The 18,313-nt window shown below is 59.2% G+C and carries 15 protein-coding genes and 2 tRNA genes; 9 read left to right on the top strand and 8 right to left on the bottom strand.

From position 1 onward, the window contains the following. Window positions 1–85 precede the first annotated feature (85 nt). Together MF6394_RS06665 and MF6394_RS06660 are read right to left on the bottom strand one after the other, a co-directional pair. A tRNA-Met gene (locus MF6394_RS06665) sits at window positions 86–162 on the bottom strand. A 166-nt stretch (window positions 163–328) separates the two neighbouring features. Next, window positions 329–405, bottom strand: a tRNA-Met gene (locus tag MF6394_RS06660). 278 nt (window positions 406–683) lie between these two features. On the opposite strand from MF6394_RS06660, the gene dinB reads away from it, so the two are divergent. Beyond that, on the top strand, window positions 684–1,742 hold the full coding sequence (gene dinB, locus MF6394_RS06655) for a DNA polymerase IV (protein ID WP_078466361.1): 1,059 nt from the start codon (window positions 684–686) through the stop codon (window positions 1,740–1,742). A 519-nt stretch (window positions 1,743–2,261) separates the two neighbouring features. Here the strand turns inward: dinB and MF6394_RS06645 are convergent. The 4 genes from MF6394_RS06645 to MF6394_RS06630 all read right to left on the bottom strand — a co-directional run bounded on the left by MF6394_RS06645 (window position 2,262) and on the right by MF6394_RS06630 (window position 7,075). After that, window positions 2,262–3,215 (bottom strand): hypothetical protein, encoded by a 954-nt coding sequence (locus MF6394_RS06645; protein WP_078466360.1) that lies wholly within the window; start codon window positions 3,213–3,215, stop codon window positions 2,262–2,264. Between the two features lie 20 nt (window positions 3,216–3,235). Further along, complete coding sequence (locus MF6394_RS06640) at window positions 3,236–4,951, bottom strand: proline--tRNA ligase (RefSeq protein WP_078466359.1); 1,716 nt, start codon at window positions 4,949–4,951, stop codon at window positions 3,236–3,238. A gap of 185 nt (window positions 4,952–5,136) precedes the next feature. Next, window positions 5,137–6,669: an AmpG family muropeptide MFS transporter gene (locus MF6394_RS06635; RefSeq protein ID WP_078466358.1), complete on the bottom strand. Its 1,533-nt coding sequence runs from the start codon at window positions 6,667–6,669 to the stop codon at window positions 5,137–5,139. A gap of 43 nt (window positions 6,670–6,712) precedes the next feature. Then, complete coding sequence (locus MF6394_RS06630) at window positions 6,713–7,075, bottom strand: MGMT family protein (protein WP_047711696.1); 363 nt, start codon at window positions 7,073–7,075, stop codon at window positions 6,713–6,715. A gap of 145 nt (window positions 7,076–7,220) precedes the next feature. Here MF6394_RS06630 and MF6394_RS06625 point away from each other — a divergent pair, with 145 nt between their 5' ends. The 5 genes from MF6394_RS06625 (at window position 7,221) to groL (ending at window position 11,843) form a co-directional block, all read left to right on the top strand. After that, a complete protein-coding gene (locus MF6394_RS06625; protein WP_044270899.1) occupies window positions 7,221–8,228 on the top strand; it encodes a DUF481 domain-containing protein in 1,008 nt (335 codons plus the stop codon). Window positions 8,229–8,330: 102 nt separating this feature from the next. Continuing rightward, complete coding sequence (locus MF6394_RS06620) at window positions 8,331–9,062, top strand: HugZ family pyridoxamine 5'-phosphate oxidase (RefSeq protein ID WP_078466357.1); 732 nt, start codon at window positions 8,331–8,333, stop codon at window positions 9,060–9,062. Between the two features lie 66 nt (window positions 9,063–9,128). Further along, on the top strand, window positions 9,129–9,605 hold the full coding sequence (locus MF6394_RS06615; RefSeq protein WP_047711694.1) for an FxsA family protein: 477 nt from the start codon (window positions 9,129–9,131) through the stop codon (window positions 9,603–9,605). 247 nt (window positions 9,606–9,852) lie between these two features. Next, window positions 9,853–10,146 (top strand): co-chaperone GroES, encoded by a 294-nt coding sequence (locus MF6394_RS06610; RefSeq protein WP_003193940.1) that lies wholly within the window; start codon window positions 9,853–9,855, stop codon window positions 10,144–10,146. Window positions 10,147–10,196: 50 nt separating this feature from the next. Continuing rightward, window positions 10,197–11,843 carry a chaperonin GroEL gene (gene groL, locus MF6394_RS06605; RefSeq protein WP_044270906.1) on the top strand — a complete coding sequence of 549 codons (1,647 nt, stop codon included), beginning with the start codon at window positions 10,197–10,199 and terminating at the stop codon, window positions 11,841–11,843. Between the two features lie 730 nt (window positions 11,844–12,573). Here groL and MF6394_RS06590 read toward each other — a convergent pair. Beyond that, window positions 12,574–13,287 carry a phosphatase PAP2 family protein gene (locus MF6394_RS06590; RefSeq protein WP_034134540.1) on the bottom strand — a complete coding sequence of 238 codons (714 nt, stop codon included), beginning with the start codon at window positions 13,285–13,287 and terminating at the stop codon, window positions 12,574–12,576. 48 nt (window positions 13,288–13,335) lie between these two features. Then, window positions 13,336–15,285 carry an LTA synthase family protein gene (locus MF6394_RS06585; RefSeq protein ID WP_078466355.1) on the bottom strand — a complete coding sequence of 650 codons (1,950 nt, stop codon included), beginning with the start codon at window positions 15,283–15,285 and terminating at the stop codon, window positions 13,336–13,338. A 201-nt stretch (window positions 15,286–15,486) separates the two neighbouring features. On the opposite strand from MF6394_RS06585, the gene colR reads away from it, so the two are divergent. From colR to MF6394_RS06570, 3 genes are all read left to right on the top strand, one after another. Continuing rightward, a complete protein-coding gene (colR, locus tag MF6394_RS06580; RefSeq protein WP_003193936.1) occupies window positions 15,487–16,170 on the top strand; it encodes a two-component system response regulator ColR in 684 nt (227 codons plus the stop codon). After that, on the top strand, window positions 16,160–17,440 hold the full coding sequence (locus tag MF6394_RS06575) for a sensor histidine kinase (protein ID WP_069558523.1): 1,281 nt from the start codon (window positions 16,160–16,162) through the stop codon (window positions 17,438–17,440). Before colR ends, MF6394_RS06575 begins: the two co-directional genes overlap by 11 nt. Window positions 17,441–17,628: 188 nt before the next feature. After that, on the top strand, window positions 17,629–18,309 hold the full coding sequence (locus tag MF6394_RS06570; protein WP_003193934.1) for a class I SAM-dependent methyltransferase: 681 nt from the start codon (window positions 17,629–17,631) through the stop codon (window positions 18,307–18,309). Window positions 18,310–18,313: the final 4 nt, after the last annotated feature.

The following is an 18,313-nucleotide window of genomic DNA, read 5'->3' as shown; positions in this document are numbered from 1 at the left end:
TGAAAGATGCCATGCCATTGTTTCAGAAGAACTTTTTCGCCAGATACAAAAAAGGCCACTCTTTCGAGTAGCCTTTTTTGATGTTTGGTTGCGGGAGCCGGATTTGAACCGACGACCTTCGGGTTATGAGCCCGACGAGCTACCAGACTGCTCCATCCCGCGTCTGTGGGCGGCATTCTACAGCCCAACGGCAGGGTGTCAACCGTTAATGAGCCAATCGCTGAAATAAGCGCTAATTATTCTGAAATCAAGGTGTTGGGCGCTTTGTGCAAGGGAAAACAAGCGCGCACAAAAAAGGCCACTCTTTCGAGTAGCCTTTTTTGATGTTTGGTTGCGGGAGCCGGATTTGAACCGACGACCTTCGGGTTATGAGCCCGACGAGCTACCAGACTGCTCCATCCCGCGTCTGTGTGTCGGCATTCTACAGAGGAACGCGAGTGTGTCAACCCGTAAACTGAAGAAAAGCGCTTGTGCTTCAATCGGTTAGCGCTTCAGAGGTCGGTTCGTGAGGGTTCCAGGCCAGGCAGGACAAGGCTTTCAGCTCTATTGGGATGCTAGATTCGATTGAGAAAATATATTCATCTACGAAATTTCCTACCGCTCAGGCGGAAGATTCAAACTACTGGTGCTATATACAGGGGTGAGTGCGATACTGGCCACCCGTTGGTTAACACCCCGTTTATATGACGCAGCGCAAAATCATCCACGTCGACTGTGATTGCTTCTACGCCGCCATCGAGATGCGCGACGACCCGAGCCTGGCGCAAAAGCCCTTGGCCGTCGGTGGCTCGGCAGATCGGCGCGGGGTGATCGCCACCTGCAACTACGAAGCGCGGGCGTATGGGGTACGTTCGGCGATGTCGTCACGTCATGCCTTGAAACTGTGCCCGGACTTGACCATCGTCAAGCCGCGCATGGACGCCTATAAAGAAGCATCGAAAGAAATCCAGCTGATTTTCCGTGACTACACCGACTTGATCGAGCCGTTGTCGCTGGATGAGGCCTACCTCGACGTGTCTGACAGTCCGCATTTTGGCGGCAGCGCCACGCGTATTGCCCAGGACATTCGGCGCCGGGTCTCCAACCAGTTGCATATCACCGTGTCTGCCGGCGTGGCGCCCAACAAGTTTTTGGCCAAGATCGCCAGCGACTGGAAAAAACCCAACGGCCTGTTCGTGATCACGCCGGACCAAGTCGAAGACTTTGTCTCGCAGTTGCGTGTCAGCAAGCTGCATGGCGTGGGCAAGGTCACCGCCGACAAGCTGGCGCGCCTGGGCATCGAAGACTGCCTGCAATTGCGCGACTGGAACAAACTGGCGCTGGTGCGCGAATTCGGTAGTTTCGGCGAACGCCTGTGGAGCTTGGCCCGTGGGATTGATGACCGCGTGGTGCAAAACGACAGCCGGCGGCAGTCCATCAGTGTGGAAAATACCTTCGACGTGGACCTGCCAGACCTTCCGAGTTGCCTGGCGAAACTGCCGCAACTGATGGAAACCCTGGCCGGGCGCATGGCGCGTATCGACAGCAGCTACCGGGCGGGTAAGCCGTTCGTCAAAGTGAAGTTTCATGACTTTACCCAGACGACGCTGGAACAGGCCGGGGCAGGGCGGGATCTGGAGAGTTATGAACAGTTGATGACCCAGGCGTTCAATCGCGGCGGCAAGCCGGTGCGGTTGCTGGGGATAGGCGTACGGTTGCTGGACCTGAGTGGCGGCAACGAACAGCTCGAGTTTTCCTGGTAAAAACCACGAAACAAATGTGGGAGCTGGCTTGCCTGCGATGGCGGAGTGTCAGTCACGAATGTTGTAACTGATACACCGCTATCGCAGCATAGGTATCTACACAATTTTGGGGGCTGTAGCAGCAGACGGTAACCACGATGCGAAGCGAGTCGCTCTTGATCTTGCTTTTGATCTTAGGCGCCCCGTTAAACCACGCTGGCCGGAATTCGACAGTGATTTGGGGGGTAAACCGGCAGGGATGCCGGTTTAGCCGCCCCGCGCCATGGATGGCGCGTGGCGGCGGCCCCCCAAATCACTGGCGGATTACGGGCACACCGAGCCTAAGCGAGGTGCCGAGTGGTGGGGCAAGAGCGTTTTGCTTACTTTTGCGCTTTTCAAAAGTGAGCCGCTGTCAGAGCGGAACCCTAAGTGGCCGTTACCTAAATAACGGATATGTACCCGGTCCAACTGTATTGCCTGTCAGGCCGTCTTCGCAGGCAAGCCAGCTCCCACCGTTTGATCTTCACAAGCATCGAGCGATCAGCGTGCGCCAGGGTCTGCCACCAACCGCCCCGCATCCTTGGTCAACGCCTGCACAAACTCCTGCTGCAACTCCGGGTCATTGCGCGTCAGTTCGATCAGGCTTTGTTCCAGCTCGCTGGCTTCTTCTTCCAGGCCCAACTCCGACAGGCGTTTGACCCGGTGCACCCACTGGTTCACCTCGTCATCTTCCAGATCGTCGTAGATCAGGGCATGGGCTTCGAGCAACTTGCTGCGCAGCGTGTTGCTGACCGCCAGGGTCGAGTCGGTATGCACGTCGTCCTGGCCATCTTGCACACTGATCTTCAAGGTGGTGACGCGGTTCAGGTCCTGCTCGGCAAACGGGCTGTCCAACAGGTTCAGGCGCAGTATGCCGTTGCGGTCGGTGGTCAGTTCGTGGGTCTGCTTGCCGGCGGTGACTTGTACCGGGCGCTCGCTCCAGGGCAGGCTCGAATACTCCAGGCGCTTGTCACGCTGGACTTCATCGATAGCCGCCAGGTTCTGTTGCGCACGGCCGTGGGATTGCACGTTCATGAACGGGTTGATGCCGTCCACGCCATAGCTCAACCAGTCATGGGTCACACTCGTGGGCAGGTTGCCGAGGGCGAAGATATTCACCACGTTGGCACCCACGCCCGCCACCAGCGCCACGGCACCCAAGGGCATCTCATAGAGTTTGCGCCAGGGCTGGTAGGGCGTGTAGCGGTCGTAACGACGGGTGACTTCGAATTCGGTGACCTCGAAGGTCTTCTGCTCATGAATGCGAACCCGGCGTTGCGGCAGCTCCAGCACTTTAGGCTCGCCTACGTCGATCTGCAGGCTGTGGCCGAGCAACTTACGCTCGACCCGCTCCTCGTGCTCACTGCGTTGCGACATCTGATTGGCGCAGCCGCTGACCAGCAGGGCGCCGCACAAGGCGGCGCCCCCCAGGGCTCTGGTGTTTCGCTTGAACATGACTTCTCTTGATCTGGTTTTCAGCGACGAATACGCGCCTGAAGGAAAGACAGCACGTCAGCCACCGGCAACGGTTGGGCTTCGGCTTCGGTCCGGCTCTTGTATTCCAGATTGCCATCAGCCAGGCCGCGGTCGCTGACCACGATCCGGTGCGGGATGCCAATCAGTTCCATGTCGGCGAACTTGATGCCCGGGCTGGTTTTCTTGTCCCGATCATCGAGCAGCACTTCAAAACCGGCAGCGGTGAGTTCCGCGTACAGTTTGTCGGTGGCTTCGCGTACTTGCTCGGTTTCATAGCGCAGCGGCACCAGGGCCACCTGGAACGGCGCCAGGGCGTCACTCCAGATAATGCCTTTCTCGTCGTTGTTCTGCTCGATGGCAGCGGCAACCACGCGGGACACGCCGATGCCGTAGCAGCCCATGTCCAGGGTGATCGGCTTGCCGTTCTCGCCGAGTACTTCGCACTTCATCGCCTTGCTGTACTTGTTGCCCAGCTGGAAGATGTGCCCGACTTCGATGCCGCGCTTGATCTCCAGGGTGCCCTTGCCATCCGGGCTCGGGTCGCCGGCCACGACGTTGCGCAGGTCGGCCACGGTCGGAACCGGCAGGTCACGCTCCCAGTTCACCCCGAAGTAGTGCTTGTCGTCGATGTTGGCGCCGATACCGAAGTCGCTCATCAGCTCCACCGAGCGGTCGATGATGATCGGCAGCGGCATGTTCAGCGGGCCCAGGGAGCCCGCACCGGCGCCAATGGCGTCGCGCAGTTCGGCATCGGTGGCCATGACCAGCGGGCTGGCTACGCCAGGCTGGTTGGCGGCCTTGATTTCGTTGAGCTCGTGGTCGCCACGGATCACCAGGGCGATCAGCTTGCCTTCTTCTTCGGCGCGCACGATCAGGGTCTTGATGGTCTTTTCAATCGGCAGATTGAATTTCTCCACCAGGGCCGCGATGGTCTTGGTGTCTGGCGTGTCGACCAGGCGCAGCTCCTCCGTGGGAGCAGGGCGCGAGGTTTCACGTGGTATGGCTTCGGCCTTCTCGATGTTCGCCGCGTAGTCGGAACCGTTGCTGAACACGATATCGTCTTCGCCGGACTCGGCCAGCACGTGGAATTCGTGAGAGCCGGCACCGCCGATGGAGCCGTTATCCGCTTCAACCGGACGGAACTTCAGGCCCAGGCGCGTGAACACGTTGCAGTAGGCCTGGTGCATGCGATCGTAGGTCGCTTGCAGGGAAGCCTGGTCGGCGTGGAACGAATAGGCGTCCTTCATGATGAATTCGCGGCCACGCATCAAGCCGAAGCGTGGGCGGATTTCATCACGGAACTTGGTCTGGATCTGATACAGGTTCAGCGGCAACTGCTTATAGCTGCTCAGCTCGTTGCGCATCAGGTCGGTGATGACTTCTTCGTGGGTCGGGCCGGCGCAGAAGTCGCGGCCATGACGGTCTTTAAAACGCAGCAACTCAGGGCCGTACTCTTCCCAGCGCCCGGATTCCTGCCACAACTCCGCCGGTTGGGTGCTCGGCATCAACACTTCCAGAGAGCCGGCAGCGTTCATTTCTTCACGAACGATGGCTTCGACCTTGCGCATCACCTTCAAGCCCATGGGCAACCAGGTGTAAAGGCCCGAGGCCAGTTTGCGGATCATACCGGCGCGCAGCATCAGCTGATGGCTGATCACAACCGCGTCGGAAGGCGTTTCTTTCTGTGTGGCGAGCAAATATTGACTGGTACGCATGGTAGGCCGTTGTCGGTTGCTTGGACTTGAAATGACTTGGGATTGTACGGGCGCTTAGTGCTGGAGTACAGGCATCAGAATGCAGAGGGGTCTGTGGGAGCGGGCTTGCTCGCGAATGCGGTGGGTCAGCCCAAGACTCGGAGGCTGACACGCCGCATTCGCGAGCAAGCCCGCTCCCACATGTGTCAGTCTTCCTGCGGGGGATTCAGCCGGGCGCGGCGGTTCTCCTGGAACCAATGCAGCGCAATCAGGAACAGCGTCGGCACACCCATCAGGCAGGTGATCATAAAGAAGTTGTGATACCCGAACTTCTCCACCATCACCCCCGAATACCCACCGATCAAACGTGGCAGCAACAGCATGATCGAGCTGAGCAACGCATATTGGGTGGCGGAGAACTTGAGGTTGGTGAGGCTCGACAGGTAAGCCACGAACGCTGAAGTGGCCATGCCCGAACTGAAGTTGTCCAGGGAGATGGTGACAATCAACATCTGCAGGTCGGGGCCCATGTCGGCGAGCATCACGAACAGCAGGTTGGTGCCGGCCGAGGCTACGCCGCCGATGAGCAGGATCGGCAATATCCCGAACCGCACGATCAACAGCCCGCCCATGCCGGCACCGAGCAGGGTCATGATCAGGCCGAAGATCTTGCTCACCCCGGCGATCTGGTCCTTGGTGAAACCCTGGTCGATATAAAACACATTGGCCATGACGCCCATCACGGTGTCGGACATGCGATAGGTCGCAATCAGCCCGAGCAGTAGCAGCGCCTGCCAGCGGTAGCGCAGGATAAAGTCGTTGACCGGCGTCAGCACCGGCGCCAGGCCCCGGCGGCCCATGGCCGAAAGGCACAGCGCAGTGAGGGTGATATAGAGGATGGCACGCAGGAAGGCACGGTCTTCCATCAGCAGTTCCCACAGGCTCACGCCCTGGAACAGTACGCTGGCAAAGTCGGTGTTATACAGCTGGGTAAACATCGCCGGCACCGAGACCAACAGCACGATCAGTACAAACACCGACACCAACTGGTGCGCGAAGCTGTAGCGCCCGGCCTGCAGTTGGGTGCGCAGTGGCACATCGGGCTCACGCATAAACAATGTGGTGAGCAGCGCCGGCACCATCAACACGCCGAACAGCACATAGGTGCCTGTCCAGGCCGAGTGTTTATAGTTGAAGCCGGTGGAGCCGAAGCCTTCGGCAAAGAACAGCGCACCGGCCGTGGCCAGCAGGGCGGCGATGCGATAACCAGACATGTAGCTTGCCGCCAGGGCGGCCTGACGGCTGTCGTCGGCGATTTCTAGGCGGTAGGCATCCACAGCGATGTCTTGGGTGGCCGACGCGAAGGCGACGACCACCGCAATGGCGATCAACCAGGACAGGTGTTTTTGCGGGTCGCAAAAACCCATGCCGATCAATCCGAGGATCACCAGCGATTGGGCCAGCACCAGCCACGAGCGACGGCGCCCCAGTTTCCCCAGCAACGGCAGGCGCCATTGGTCGAGCAGCGGCGACCAGACCCATTTGAAGGCGTAGGCCAGACCGATCAGGCTCGCATAGCCAATGGTCTCGCGGGCCACACCGGCTTCACGCAGCCACACTGAAAGCGTCGAAAACACCAACATGTAAGGCATGCCGGCGGCGAAACCGAGCAACAACAGCACTAACGTCGAAGGGCTGGCATAGGCGGCGAGCGCGGCGCGCCAGGTTTTACGGGGCATGGGCTGGAGTCTGCCTCAGATTTGCGGAAACAAAGCGCGCACTCTAACCGCTGTGCTCTACCGGACGCCAGCCATGACGCTGAATATCAACACGATTGTTCAGGATAGTGACGCCTTCGCTACGTAAACGCGCACGTTGTTCGTCACCCGAGGCACTGCCCACCGGCAGACTTATCCGACCACCGGCGCCCAGCACACGATGCCAGGGCAGTCGCGTGTCCTGCGGCAACTGACTCAGGGTGCGCCCGACCCAACGGGCAGCACGCCCCAAACCTGCCAGGTGTGCCAGTTCGCCGTAACTGACCACGCAGCCTTCGGGCACCTGCGACAGCGTCAGGTACAGGGCAGTGCGGCGTATCTCGGCGGGGCTTTGTGGCGTATCGGCAGGTGGAATCACTGTGGGCATATCCGTTGAGATCGTCGTTGTTTTGTCAGAAACGTCTGTAAACATGACGATGAGTATTGAACTCAATATAAATCCTTGAGTCAGTTCTAGCCATGTAACACTATAACGCCCCTTTTTTCGCCTACCCTGAGCCCCGTACTTGCTTATGTTGTCCAGAACCCTGTTGTGCCTTGCTGTTTTCAGTGCTTCCACGCCCTTGCTCGCCGATACCGTCTGGTTGAAAAACGGTGACCGGCTCACCGGCAAGATCAAAGTCTTCGACGGTGGCAAGTTGCTGATCCAAACCTCCTACGCAGGCTCCATCCCGGTGGACTGGAAGCAGGTCAAAACCCTGGAAAGCGACCAGGAACTGCTGGTCAAGCAGGACGCCTACACCGGTGAAAAGGCCAAGTCCTTGCAGGCAGCCGATGATGGCAAGGTGGTGCTGGCTAATGGCGAGGCGCCCAAGACGGTGGAACTGGCAAGTATCCAACAGATCATGAAGCCCAAGCCTGTTATCGAAGACCTGGTGTGGAAGGGCAACGTCGACCTGGCGCTGGACTACAAGCGCGCGGACAAAGACACCAACGACTACGACATCGACTTCAAGACCTCGGCCCGTCACGGCCAGTGGCGCCATACGGGCAAGGGCGAGTACAACCGCGAGTTCCAGGACGACGTCACCACCACCGACAACTGGGCCCTGGAATACGACCTGGACCGCTTTATCACCGAGCATTGGTTCTGGCAGGGGCGCCTGACCTACAAGCGCGACAAGGTCGAAGACCTGGCGCGCCAGCGCACCGTGGGTACCGGCCCGGGCTACCAGTTCTGGGACGATGAGTTGGGCGCGTTCTCCCTCGGCTCGCTGGTCAACCGCACCGATTACGAATATGCCGACGGCGGCAAGGACAACTTCTACTCCCTGGCCATGAAGTGGAACTACAACCGCTACCTGGTGGGCAAGACCGTGGAGTTCTTCACCAATGGCGAACTGGGCAAGCCCCTGGACGGCCCGGCCGATTACTCGCTGGATGCCGAGATGGGCCTGCGCTACAAAGTCACCGAATGGGCATCGCTCAACCTCAAGGCCGAGCGTGACGTCATCAGCGGCGACTCCGACAGCAGCTTGAGCAAGACCCGCTACACCGCAGGCTTTGGCGTGGCCTGGTAAACCGGCGTCGGCCCCTCTGGCAACCTGCGCAGATATTGATTACCTTGTGTTGAGATCCATTCCCATATGCCATGGGTCGCGGAACATCCGAGGAATCCTATATTGAGCACGCAGGTTGCCAAGAACGCCCGAGAGCTGTTGCTCAAGGAATACCGTGGGGCGCTCGCCACACAGTCCAAAGCCATGCCCGGTTTTCCCTTCGGCTCGGTGGTGCCCTACTGCCTGGACGAGCAGGGCCGCCCGCTGATCCTGATCAGCCGCATTGCCCAGCACACCCATAACCTGCAAAAAGACCCCAAGTGTTCGCTGCTGGTGGGTGAGCGCGAGGCCGATGATGTGCAAGCCGTCGGGCGCCTGACCTACCTGGCCGAAGCCGAGAAGCTGGAAGACGCCGCCGCCATCGAAGCAGCTGCCGAGCGCTACTACCGCTACTTCCCTGATTCGGCCAACTACCACAAGGCCCATGATTTCGATTTCTGGGTGCTCAAGCCGGTGCGCCACCGTTATATCGGTGGGTTTGGCGCGATCCATTGGGTCGACCAATTGACCTTGGCCAACCCGTTTGCGGGCAAGGCCGAGCGCAGCATGATCGAGCACATGAACAGCGATCACACCAAAGCCATTGCCCATTACGTCGAGCTGGGCGGTTTGCCAGCCACCGAGCCTGCGCAGTTGGTCGGTATCGACAGCGAAGGCATGCACCTGCGCATTGGCCAATCGTTGCATTGGCTAGGGTTTGCCGAGCCCTGCAATACGCCGACACAAGTACGCGAAGCCCTGGTTTCATTGGCGCACGCCGAGGTCTGGCCGAAAAAAACCGTGGCTACTGCTTGAATTCACGCAATGGCGACGTCATCTAAGGTGAACTGGCAAGGCATTCTTGCGTTGAGGAACCATTTGATGCGCCCTTTTTTATTGCTCTTTCTGCTGTTTCCGGTGTTGGAGCTGTTCGTATTCGTTAAAGTCAGCGGTGCGATCGGTTTCTTCCCGGCGCTGCTGCTGATCATCGCTGGCTCCATGCTTGGCGTGCTGGTGCTGCGTGTCGCCGGCCTGGCGACTGCGCTGCGTGCCCGTGAAAGCCTGAACCGCGGCGAACTGCCGGCCCAGACCATGCTTGAGGGCCTGATGATGGCCCTGGCCGGTGGCCTGCTGATCCTGCCAGGCTTTATCAGCGATGTGCTCGGCCTGGTGCTGTTGCTGCCGTTCACCCGCAAGCTGCTGGCCGGCAAGATGCGCCAGCGTGCCGAAGAGGCCGCGATGCGCCAGCGTGCGTTCGCCGACGACCTGCAACCCCGTGGCGGCCCGGCTCCGCGCCAACCCCTGGGGCGTGAAGGTGATGTGATCGAAGGCGAATTCGAACACCGCGACAACAAATAACCGCTTCACCGGCACGGCACCTTCGGGTGCCGTGTTGCATTTACCCTTGAGCCGACACAAAAAATTTCATCCCCGGCCCCTTGTAATAAGCCTGGGCGCCCTTATGTAACGGTCACCGCAAGGTTTCTGGTGGTGACACTAGACAGACTTCCGCGTCTCGCCCAGCGAGCCGCGACCGGCACCGCCGGAATTTAACCCGCCGGAATTGATACCGGCCGATGAAAAACACAATTAGGAGAGATCGACAATGAAGCTTCGTCCTCTGCACGACCGCGTCGTAATCCGTCGCAGCGAAGAAGAAAAGAAAACCGCTGGCGGGATCGTTCTGCCAGGTTCGGCTGCTGAAAAAGCCAACCACGGTGTGATCGTCGCTGCTGGTCCAGGCAAAACCCTGGAGAACGGTGATGTACGCGCACTGGCCGTGAAAGTGGGTGACAAGGTTGTTTTCGGCCCTTACTCCGGCAGCAACACTGTGAAAGTAGACGGCGAAGACCTGCTGGTAATGGCTGAGAACGAAATTCTCGCCGTTCTGGAAGACTGATTTCCTCGCTCATTTTCCCGTTACTACAAAGTATTTAAGGAATATCGATCATGGCTGCTAAAGAAGTTCTGTTTGGCGATTCCGCCCGTAAAAAAATGCTCAAAGGCGTTAACGTCCTGGCTGACGCGGTAAAAGCGACCCTGGGCCCGAAAGGCCGTAACGTGATCATCGAGAAGAGCTTCGGCGCTCCGACCATCACCAAGGACGGCGTTTCCGTCGCCAAAGAAATCGAACTGAAAGACCGTTTCGAGAACATGGGCGCGCAGCTGGTCAAAGACGTTGCCTCCCGTGCCAACGATGACGCAGGCGACGGCACCACCACTGCTACCGTACTGGCTCAGGCGATCGTCAACGAGGGCTACAAGGCCGTTGCTGCCGGCATGAACCCTATGGACCTCAAGCGTGGCATCGACAAGGCGACCATCGCCATCGTTGCCGAGCTGAAAAACCTGTCCAAGCCGTGCGCCGACACCAAGGCCATCGCTCAGGTAGGCACCATCTCCGCCAACTCCGACAGCTCCATCGGCGACATCATTGCCGAAGCCATGGAAAAAGTCGGTAAAGAAGGCGTGATCACCGTTGAAGAAGGCTCGGGCCTGGAAAACGAACTGTCGGTTGTAGAAGGCATGCAGTTCGACCGTGGCTACCTGTCTCCTTACTTCGTCAACAAGCCAGAGACCATGGTTGCCGAACTGGACAACCCGCTGATCCTGCTGGTCGACAAGAAGATCTCCAACATCCGCGAAATGCTGCCAGTACTGGAAGCCGTTGCCAAAGCCGGCCGCCCATTGCTGATCGTTTCCGAAGACGTTGAAGGCGAAGCCCTGGCGACTCTGGTTGTGAACAACATGCGTGGCATCGTCAAGGTTGCAGCCGTCAAGGCTCCAGGCTTCGGCGACCGTCGCAAGGCCATGCTGCAGGACATCGCCGTATTGACCGGCGGTACCGTTATCTCCGAAGAGATCGGCCTGAGCCTGGAAAGCGCCACCCTGGAAAACCTGGGTAGCGCCAAGCGCGTGACCATCTCCAAGGAAAACACCATCATCGTTGACGGTGCTGGCGTTGAAGGCGACATCGAGTCCCGTATCGCGCAGATCCGTGCACAGGTTGCCGAAACTTCCTCGGATTACGACCGTGAAAAACTGCAAGAGCGCCTGGCCAAGCTGTCCGGCGGCGTTGCAGTGATCAAGGTTGGCGCTGGTTCTGAAGTTGAAATGAAAGAGAAGAAGGCCCGCGTTGAAGACGCCCTGCACGCAACCCGTGCAGCCGTTGAAGAAGGCGTGGTACCTGGCGGTGGCGTTGCGCTGATCCGTGCTCTGGAAGCGCTGACTAACCTGACCGGCGAAAACGCCGACCAGAACGTCGGTATCGCTGTGCTGCGTCGTGCTGTTGAAGCACCGCTGCGCCAGATCGCTGCCAACTCCGGCGACGAGCCAAGCGTTGTGGTCAATGAAGTCAAGAACGGCAAAGGTAACTACGGTTACAACGCTGCGACTGGCGTCTACGGCGACATGATCGAAATGGGCATTCTGGACCCTACCAAGGTGACTCGTTCCGCGCTGCAGGCAGCAGCCTCCATCGGTGGCCTGATCCTGACCACTGAAGCTGCAATCGCTGACGAGCCGAAGGCCGAAGGCGCAGCTGGCGGCGGTATGCCAGACATGGGCGGCATGGGTGGCATGGGCGGCATGATGTAAGCCAGCCTTACCCGGCGCTATAAAAAGCCCCGCCTGCAGTGATGCAGGCGGGGCTTTTTTATGCACGGTTGCATGCTGGACCTGTGGCGAGAGAGCTTGCTCCCGTGACTGGCGCAGATCTCCCAGACACCCCCGCGATCCAACTGTGGGAGCTGGCTTGCCTGCGATGACGCCCTGCCAGCCGACGGCAATCTCCCTGACACCCCGCGATCCCAATGTGGGAGCGGGCTTGCTCGCGAAGGCGGCCTGACAGTCAACACAGTTGGACCGGGTACATATCCGTTATTTAGGTAACGGCCACTTAGGGTTCCGCCTGACGGCGTCTTACTTTTGAAAAGCGCAAAAGTAAGCAAAACGCTCTTGCCCCACCACTCGGCACCTCGCCTAGGCTCGGTGTGCCCGTAATCCGCCAGTGATTTGGGGGGCCGCCGCCACGCGCCATCCATGGCGCGGGGCGGCTAAACCGGCATCCCTGCCGGTTTACCCCCCAAATCCCTGTCGAATTCCGGCCAGCGTGGTTTGACGGGGCGCCTGAGATCAAGATCAAAAGCAGATCAAGAGCAAGAGCGGCTCGCTTCGCATCGTGGTTACCGTTGGCTTTCGCAGGCAGCCCTAATGGCTTTTTTGTAGGAGCGAGCTTGCTCGCGAAAAACTCAAAGGCGCCGCGTTCATTCAGCAAGCACGCGTTATCGTCGAAGTTTTTCGCGAGCAAGCTCGCGCCTACAGAAAGCTATGACCGTTGCCGCGCAGGCCGGTACAGCAACAAGCAGTACAGCCCCAGGCAAATCAACCAGCAAAAAATCGCTGTCCACACGTTGTGGGAAAAAAAGTGCGCCCCTTGCAGCATACGGCTGACGGAGAACACGCTGCCCAGGCTGACAGCAAAGATGAACGCGTAGCGCGCCAGTCGTGGCCGTCGATCCCGCAGGGCGAAGAACCAGGCGAACAAGGCAAACCCGGTGGCGGCATGCCCGCCGGGCCAGCAGCGGCCGGGTTTATCGGTAGGCGGGCGCGGGCTGAGCAGTTCGCTGTAGGTTTCCTGGCCGCCGAACTCCTTGAGACTCCAGGGGCATTGCACGGCGGTGATGGTTTTCAATGGCGACACGAACGCCGTCGCCATGCCCAGCGATAGCACCAGGCACACCAGTTCACGGCGGTACGGTTTGAGCCGCTGCAGGATGAAACTGCCGACCAGGCCGAGAATCGCCAGTACCGAAAACAGGATCACCAGTTGCTTGGCACGGTCATGCAGGATGTCTTCAAGAAAGAAGCTATAGCGGCCAATGAAGCCGCCCGCCTCTGCGCTGTAGAAATGCCTGGCCAGGTCCATGTCCAGGGACGTCAGTTCCAGCAACAGCAAGGCCACTGCAGCGCTGGCAGGCAGGCCCAGGCACAGCCAAAAATTAAGCGGTTTGGAAACCGGTAAAGAAGAAGGGGATTTCATCACGAACCTTGGTGAAAAGCCCCGTGCTACCTGCACGGGGCTTTTTGATTAGCGTTTGCTTAAGACTGGAGCCTCTTCCTTGGGCGCTTTCCAGCTCAGCAGTTGCTGTTTGTAGTCGTAACTGGCGGCCTGGTAGTAGGTGATCGCCCGTTGAATCAAGGGGTCATCGCTACCAACGCGCAGCTCCTGGCTCTCGCCCAGGGCCTGGTCGTGGCGACGCAAGCCTTGGCGCGGGCTGAGGATTGCCAGGTCCTTGCCATCAAACAGACCCAGGTGCTGGTAATTGCCCACCACCACCCGTGGAGGCAGTGGGTTGTCTTGCAGCAGGTTGCGGCCAAAGAATGTCGATTCGTAGCTCAGGTTGAGCAGGCCCAACAAGGTTGGCGCCAGGTCGATCTGGCTGGCCAGTTGGGCGGATTCTCTTGCGTCGATCAGCTTGGGCGCGTAGATAAACAGCGGGATCTGGTAGTTGGTGATAGGCAGGTCTTCCTTGCCCGCGCTGCCGGCGGTGTGGTCGGCGACGAACACGAAGATCGTATTATCGAACCAGGGCTTCTGGCGTGCAGCTTCGAGGAACTGGCCGATGGCGTAGTCAGTGTATTTCACCGCGCCGTCGCGGCCCTTGCCGGACTTGATGTCGATACGCCCGTCCGGGTAGGTGTAGGGGCGATGGTTGGAGGTGGTCATCAGTTGCAGCAAGAACGGCTGTTGCTTGGCGTAGTCGGCGTCAGCCAGTTTCAAGGTCTGTTTGAACAGGTCTTCGTCGGCCATGCCCCAGGCGTTTTTGAATGAGATTTCTGCTTCGGGCACGCTGCTCTGGTCCACCACCCGATAACCGTTGCCGCTGAAGAACGCGTTCATGTTGTCGAAGTAACCGCGCCCGCCGTAGACAAACACGCTGTCATAACCGATGGCCGAGAGCTGTTGACCCAGGCTGGCGAACCCGCTTTCGCGGCCGATGCGCTTGACGATCGAACGGCCCGGCGTCGGCGGGATTGCCAGGGTAATGGCTTCCAGGCCTCGGTCGGTGCGCGTACCGGTGGCGTAGAAGTTATTGAAGTACAGGCTCTGTTGGCGCAACGCATCCAGATTGGGCGTGAGGTTGCGCGCATCGCCATTACTGCCCATGTACTTGGCGCTGAAGCTCTCGATGGTCACCAGTACGATGTTGGGTTTGCGCAGTGTGCCGGGGTTGGTGATGGCACGGCGAATATCCAGCGGGTCCTGGTCGATAAAGCGGGCGTTGGGTTCACTCAGTTCGGCGCGCAACTGCTTGGCGACGACGTCGGTCGGCAGGCTTTTGTAAAACTGGGTGTAGTCCAGTTCGTTGTTACGGAACGCGGCAAAGAACTGATAGGGGCCATTGCTGGCCAATTCGTTGTTGTACGCATTGCCGCCTTGGGTGCGCGGGCTGTCCTGGCTGACCAGTTGCAGGCTGAGGCCGGCGAGCACCAACAGGCCCAGGGCGTTGATCACACGGCCACGCAGTGGAGGCAATGGCGCCGCCATGGCGGCATTGAAGGGTTTGCGCAGAGCCACGCTCAGAATCAGTGCCAGCATTGCCAGCAGGCTCAGCAGCTTGCCGATCGGGTAAGACTCCAGCAGGTTGTTCAGTACCTCATCGGAGTACACCAGGTAATCGACGGCGATAAAGTTGAAGCGCACGCCAAACTCATCCCAGAACAACCATTCGGCCACCGAGGTGAACAGCATGGCGAACAGGCTGACGGTCAGTACCGCTTGCAGGAACCAGCGATGGCCACGGCGGCGCCACAGGGCTGGCGGGCAGAGCAGCAGATACAGGCCAAGCGGCAAGGCTGCATAGGCCAGGAAGCCCAAGTCGTAGAGCAAACCCACGCCAAACAACGGCAACAGGTTGCCACCGACTTCATCCAGGTGAGTGATGAGCAGCACACTGCGGGTAAGCAGGAAAACCAGTAACCAGGTACCGGTAATCAACAGCAGGTAGCGCATTGGTGCAGTTTTGATAAACCCCATGTCTATGTTCCTTAGATCAATGGGGGGCGATCTTCTTCCTGAGGCTGTAGTCAGTTTGTGAAGCTATAGTGAAAAACTTGTTCGGTTCTACAAACAGTTGAAAACCTTTATCGGCGGGGCTCTGCGCTCTATCCCTGAGCCTCGCTTGGCCTTAAGCTGCGCGAGCCAACACGGCCGTTACCGCGTACGGAGACACTGCCCATGCGAATTCTATTGGTTGAAGACAACCGCGATATCCTCGCCAACCTGGCCGACTACCTGGGGCTCAAAGGCTACACAGTGGACTGTGCGCAGGACGGTTTGTCGGGCCTGCACCTGGCAGCCACCGAGCATTACGACCTGATCGTGCTCGACATCATGCTGCCCGGCATCGATGGCTACACCTTGTGCAAACGCCTGCGTGAAGACGCGCGCCGTGATACGCCGGTGATCATGCTCACCGCGCGCGACCAACTGGATGACCGGCTGCAGGGCTTCAAGTCCGGCGCCGATGATTACCTGCTCAAGCCGTTCGCCTTGTCGGAACTGGCCGCGCGTATCGAAGCGGTGTTGCGCCGTGCCCAAGGCGGCGGGCGTCGTGCCCTGCAAGTGGGTGACCTGAACTACGACCTCGATACGCTGGAAGTCACCCGCGAAGGGCGCCTGCTCAAGCTCAACCCGGTGGGCCTGAAACTGCTCGCCGTGCTGATGCAAAAAAGCCCGCACGTGCTGCGCCGGGAAGTTCTCGAAGAAGCCCTGTGGGGCGACGACTGCCCGGACAGCGACAGCCTGCGCAGCCATGTTCACCAATTGCGCCAAGTGATCGACAAACCCTTCGCCAAGCCATTGCTTCAAACGGTGCACGGTGTGGGTTATCGCCTGGCCGAGGGTCGTGATGGAGTTTAAGCAAAGCCTTGCCCAACGCATCATCATCGCCTTCGCCTTGATGAGTGCGTTGGTGGCGGGGGCCTTCGCCATCGGCATCATCGCGACGGTACACCTGGTGGAGGAGAAGTTGATCTCGGCGGGCTTGGGCGGTGACCTGCAGCGCCTGTTGCTGATGGACAGCGTCGAAGACTGGAGCCACCGGCCGGAGCCGGACCAGCTGTTTTATTTCAGCGGCGGGCGTGGCGATTTTGAACTACCCAAGGACCTGCGCCATCTGGACCCGGGGTTCCATGAGGTGTTTCGCGAGGCGCTGTCGTACCACGCCATGGTTGAAGTGGTCGATGGTCGGCGTTATGTGTTGTTGCAAGACCAGAGCGATTTCGAAGAGCGTGAGCGCGTGCTGTTTGCGGTGGTGTTGGTGGGGTTCGTACTCAGCCTGGCGCTGGCTGCGTTCCTCGGCTGGGTGCTGGCCCGCAAGGTGATGGCGCCGGTGGTACGCCTGGCCCGCCAGGTCCGTCATCGTGACCAACTGTTGGGCCTGGCACCGCCCCTGGCGCCGGATTACGCCGCCGATGAAGTGGGCGAACTGGCGGTGGCGTTCGACGCCACCTTGGGTCGTTTACGCCAGGCGCTGTCACGTGAGCAATTGTTTACCAGCGATGTGAGCCATGAGTTGCGCACGCCCTTGATGGTTCTGGCCAGCTCCTGCGAACTGTTGCGCGAAAACCCGGCCATCGATCAGCGCGGTCGCAATCAGGTAGAACGAATTGCCCGTGCCTGTGAAGAAATGCGCGAACTGGTGCAAACCTTCCTGATGCTGGCCCGCGCCAAACACGACGACGCCGCCAGTTCGCCCCAAGGCAACCTCACCCAGGTGGCCGAAGACCTGCTCGGTATCTGGCGCGAGCCCATCGAGAAAAAAGGCCTGGCGTTGATCTACCTGCCGGGCAACCCCCTGGACACCCGCTACAACACCACCTTCTTGCATGCGGTGATGGGCAACTTGCTGCGCAATGCCCTGCATTACACCGAACACGGGTTTATCCGCCTGACGCTGGAGCCCAGTGGCTTCGTGGTGGAGGACTCCGGTGTCGGCATCCCCGAAGAGAAGCGCGAAGCGATGTTCGAGCCGTTCGTGCGCGGTAGCGAGAAACGTGGCGAGGGCCTTGGCCTTGGCCTGTCGCTGGTGCAACGGATCTGCGAAAGCCAGGGCTGGAGCGTAAGCCTGAGCACCATGGAGCCCAATGGCTGCCGTTTTCATGTGGAGCTCAACCCAGTCAAAACCTGACCCTTCAGTCTGTCGTTTTGCTGATGCAGACTGCCTGCTTTTCGGCGAAGATGGCCCGGTGCTACTGAATGTTTCTGTAAAGTCTTGAAATGTATGCAGTTGGACAGGACAAGATTTTCACAACGAGTTGACCTGTTGATCACAGTTCGCTGCTTAAGGTCGTAGGCATCAGTTACTGGAGACGTAAGATGCCTTCCCCGATCAAGCTGGAATTTTCTGACAAGTACGACGATCAACACGCGCAGAAATATTTGCTCAAGCATCAGGACAATCTGGCTCGCCGGTTGTCCCACAAACGCGACGAGCAGTTGGCGCGCGGCGCATTGGCCATGGCCGGTGAGCCGGGCCTGGTGTTGGACCTGCCGTGTGGCGCTGGACGCTTCTGGCCGTTACTGGCCGAAAAACCCAACCGTGTGATTATCGGAGCTGACAATTCGGCGTCGATGTTGAAGATCGCCACCGCTGCCCAACCGGCAGAGGTGGTGAAACGGGTACGCCCTTTGCAGACGTCTGCCTTTGATATCGATTTGCCAGATAATTCCGTCGACAGTATTTTCTGCATGCGCTTGATGCACCACATTGGTGAGCCGGAGCACAGGCTGACAATACTGCGCGAGTTTCAACGTGTTACCCGCGACAGCGTGATTATTTCGCTGTGGGTAGACGGCAATTTCAAGGCCTGGAAGCGCAAGCGCAGCGAAGTGCGTCGTCGCAAAAAAGGTGAGCAGGAAGGTTACCAAAACCGGTTTGTGTTACCGGCTGCTACTGTCGAGGCAGAATTCGAGCAGGCCGGTTTCCGTGTTCAGGAATCCCTGGACTTCATACCGCTCTACGCCATGTGGCGAGTGTATGTATTGCGCAAGAGGTAACAGG

Source organism: Pseudomonas sp. MF6394 (assembly GCF_002018845.1).
Lineage (GTDB): Bacteria > Pseudomonadota > Gammaproteobacteria > Pseudomonadales > Pseudomonadaceae > Aquipseudomonas > Aquipseudomonas lactis.
This window is presented reverse-complemented; position numbering and strand designations above follow the sequence as displayed.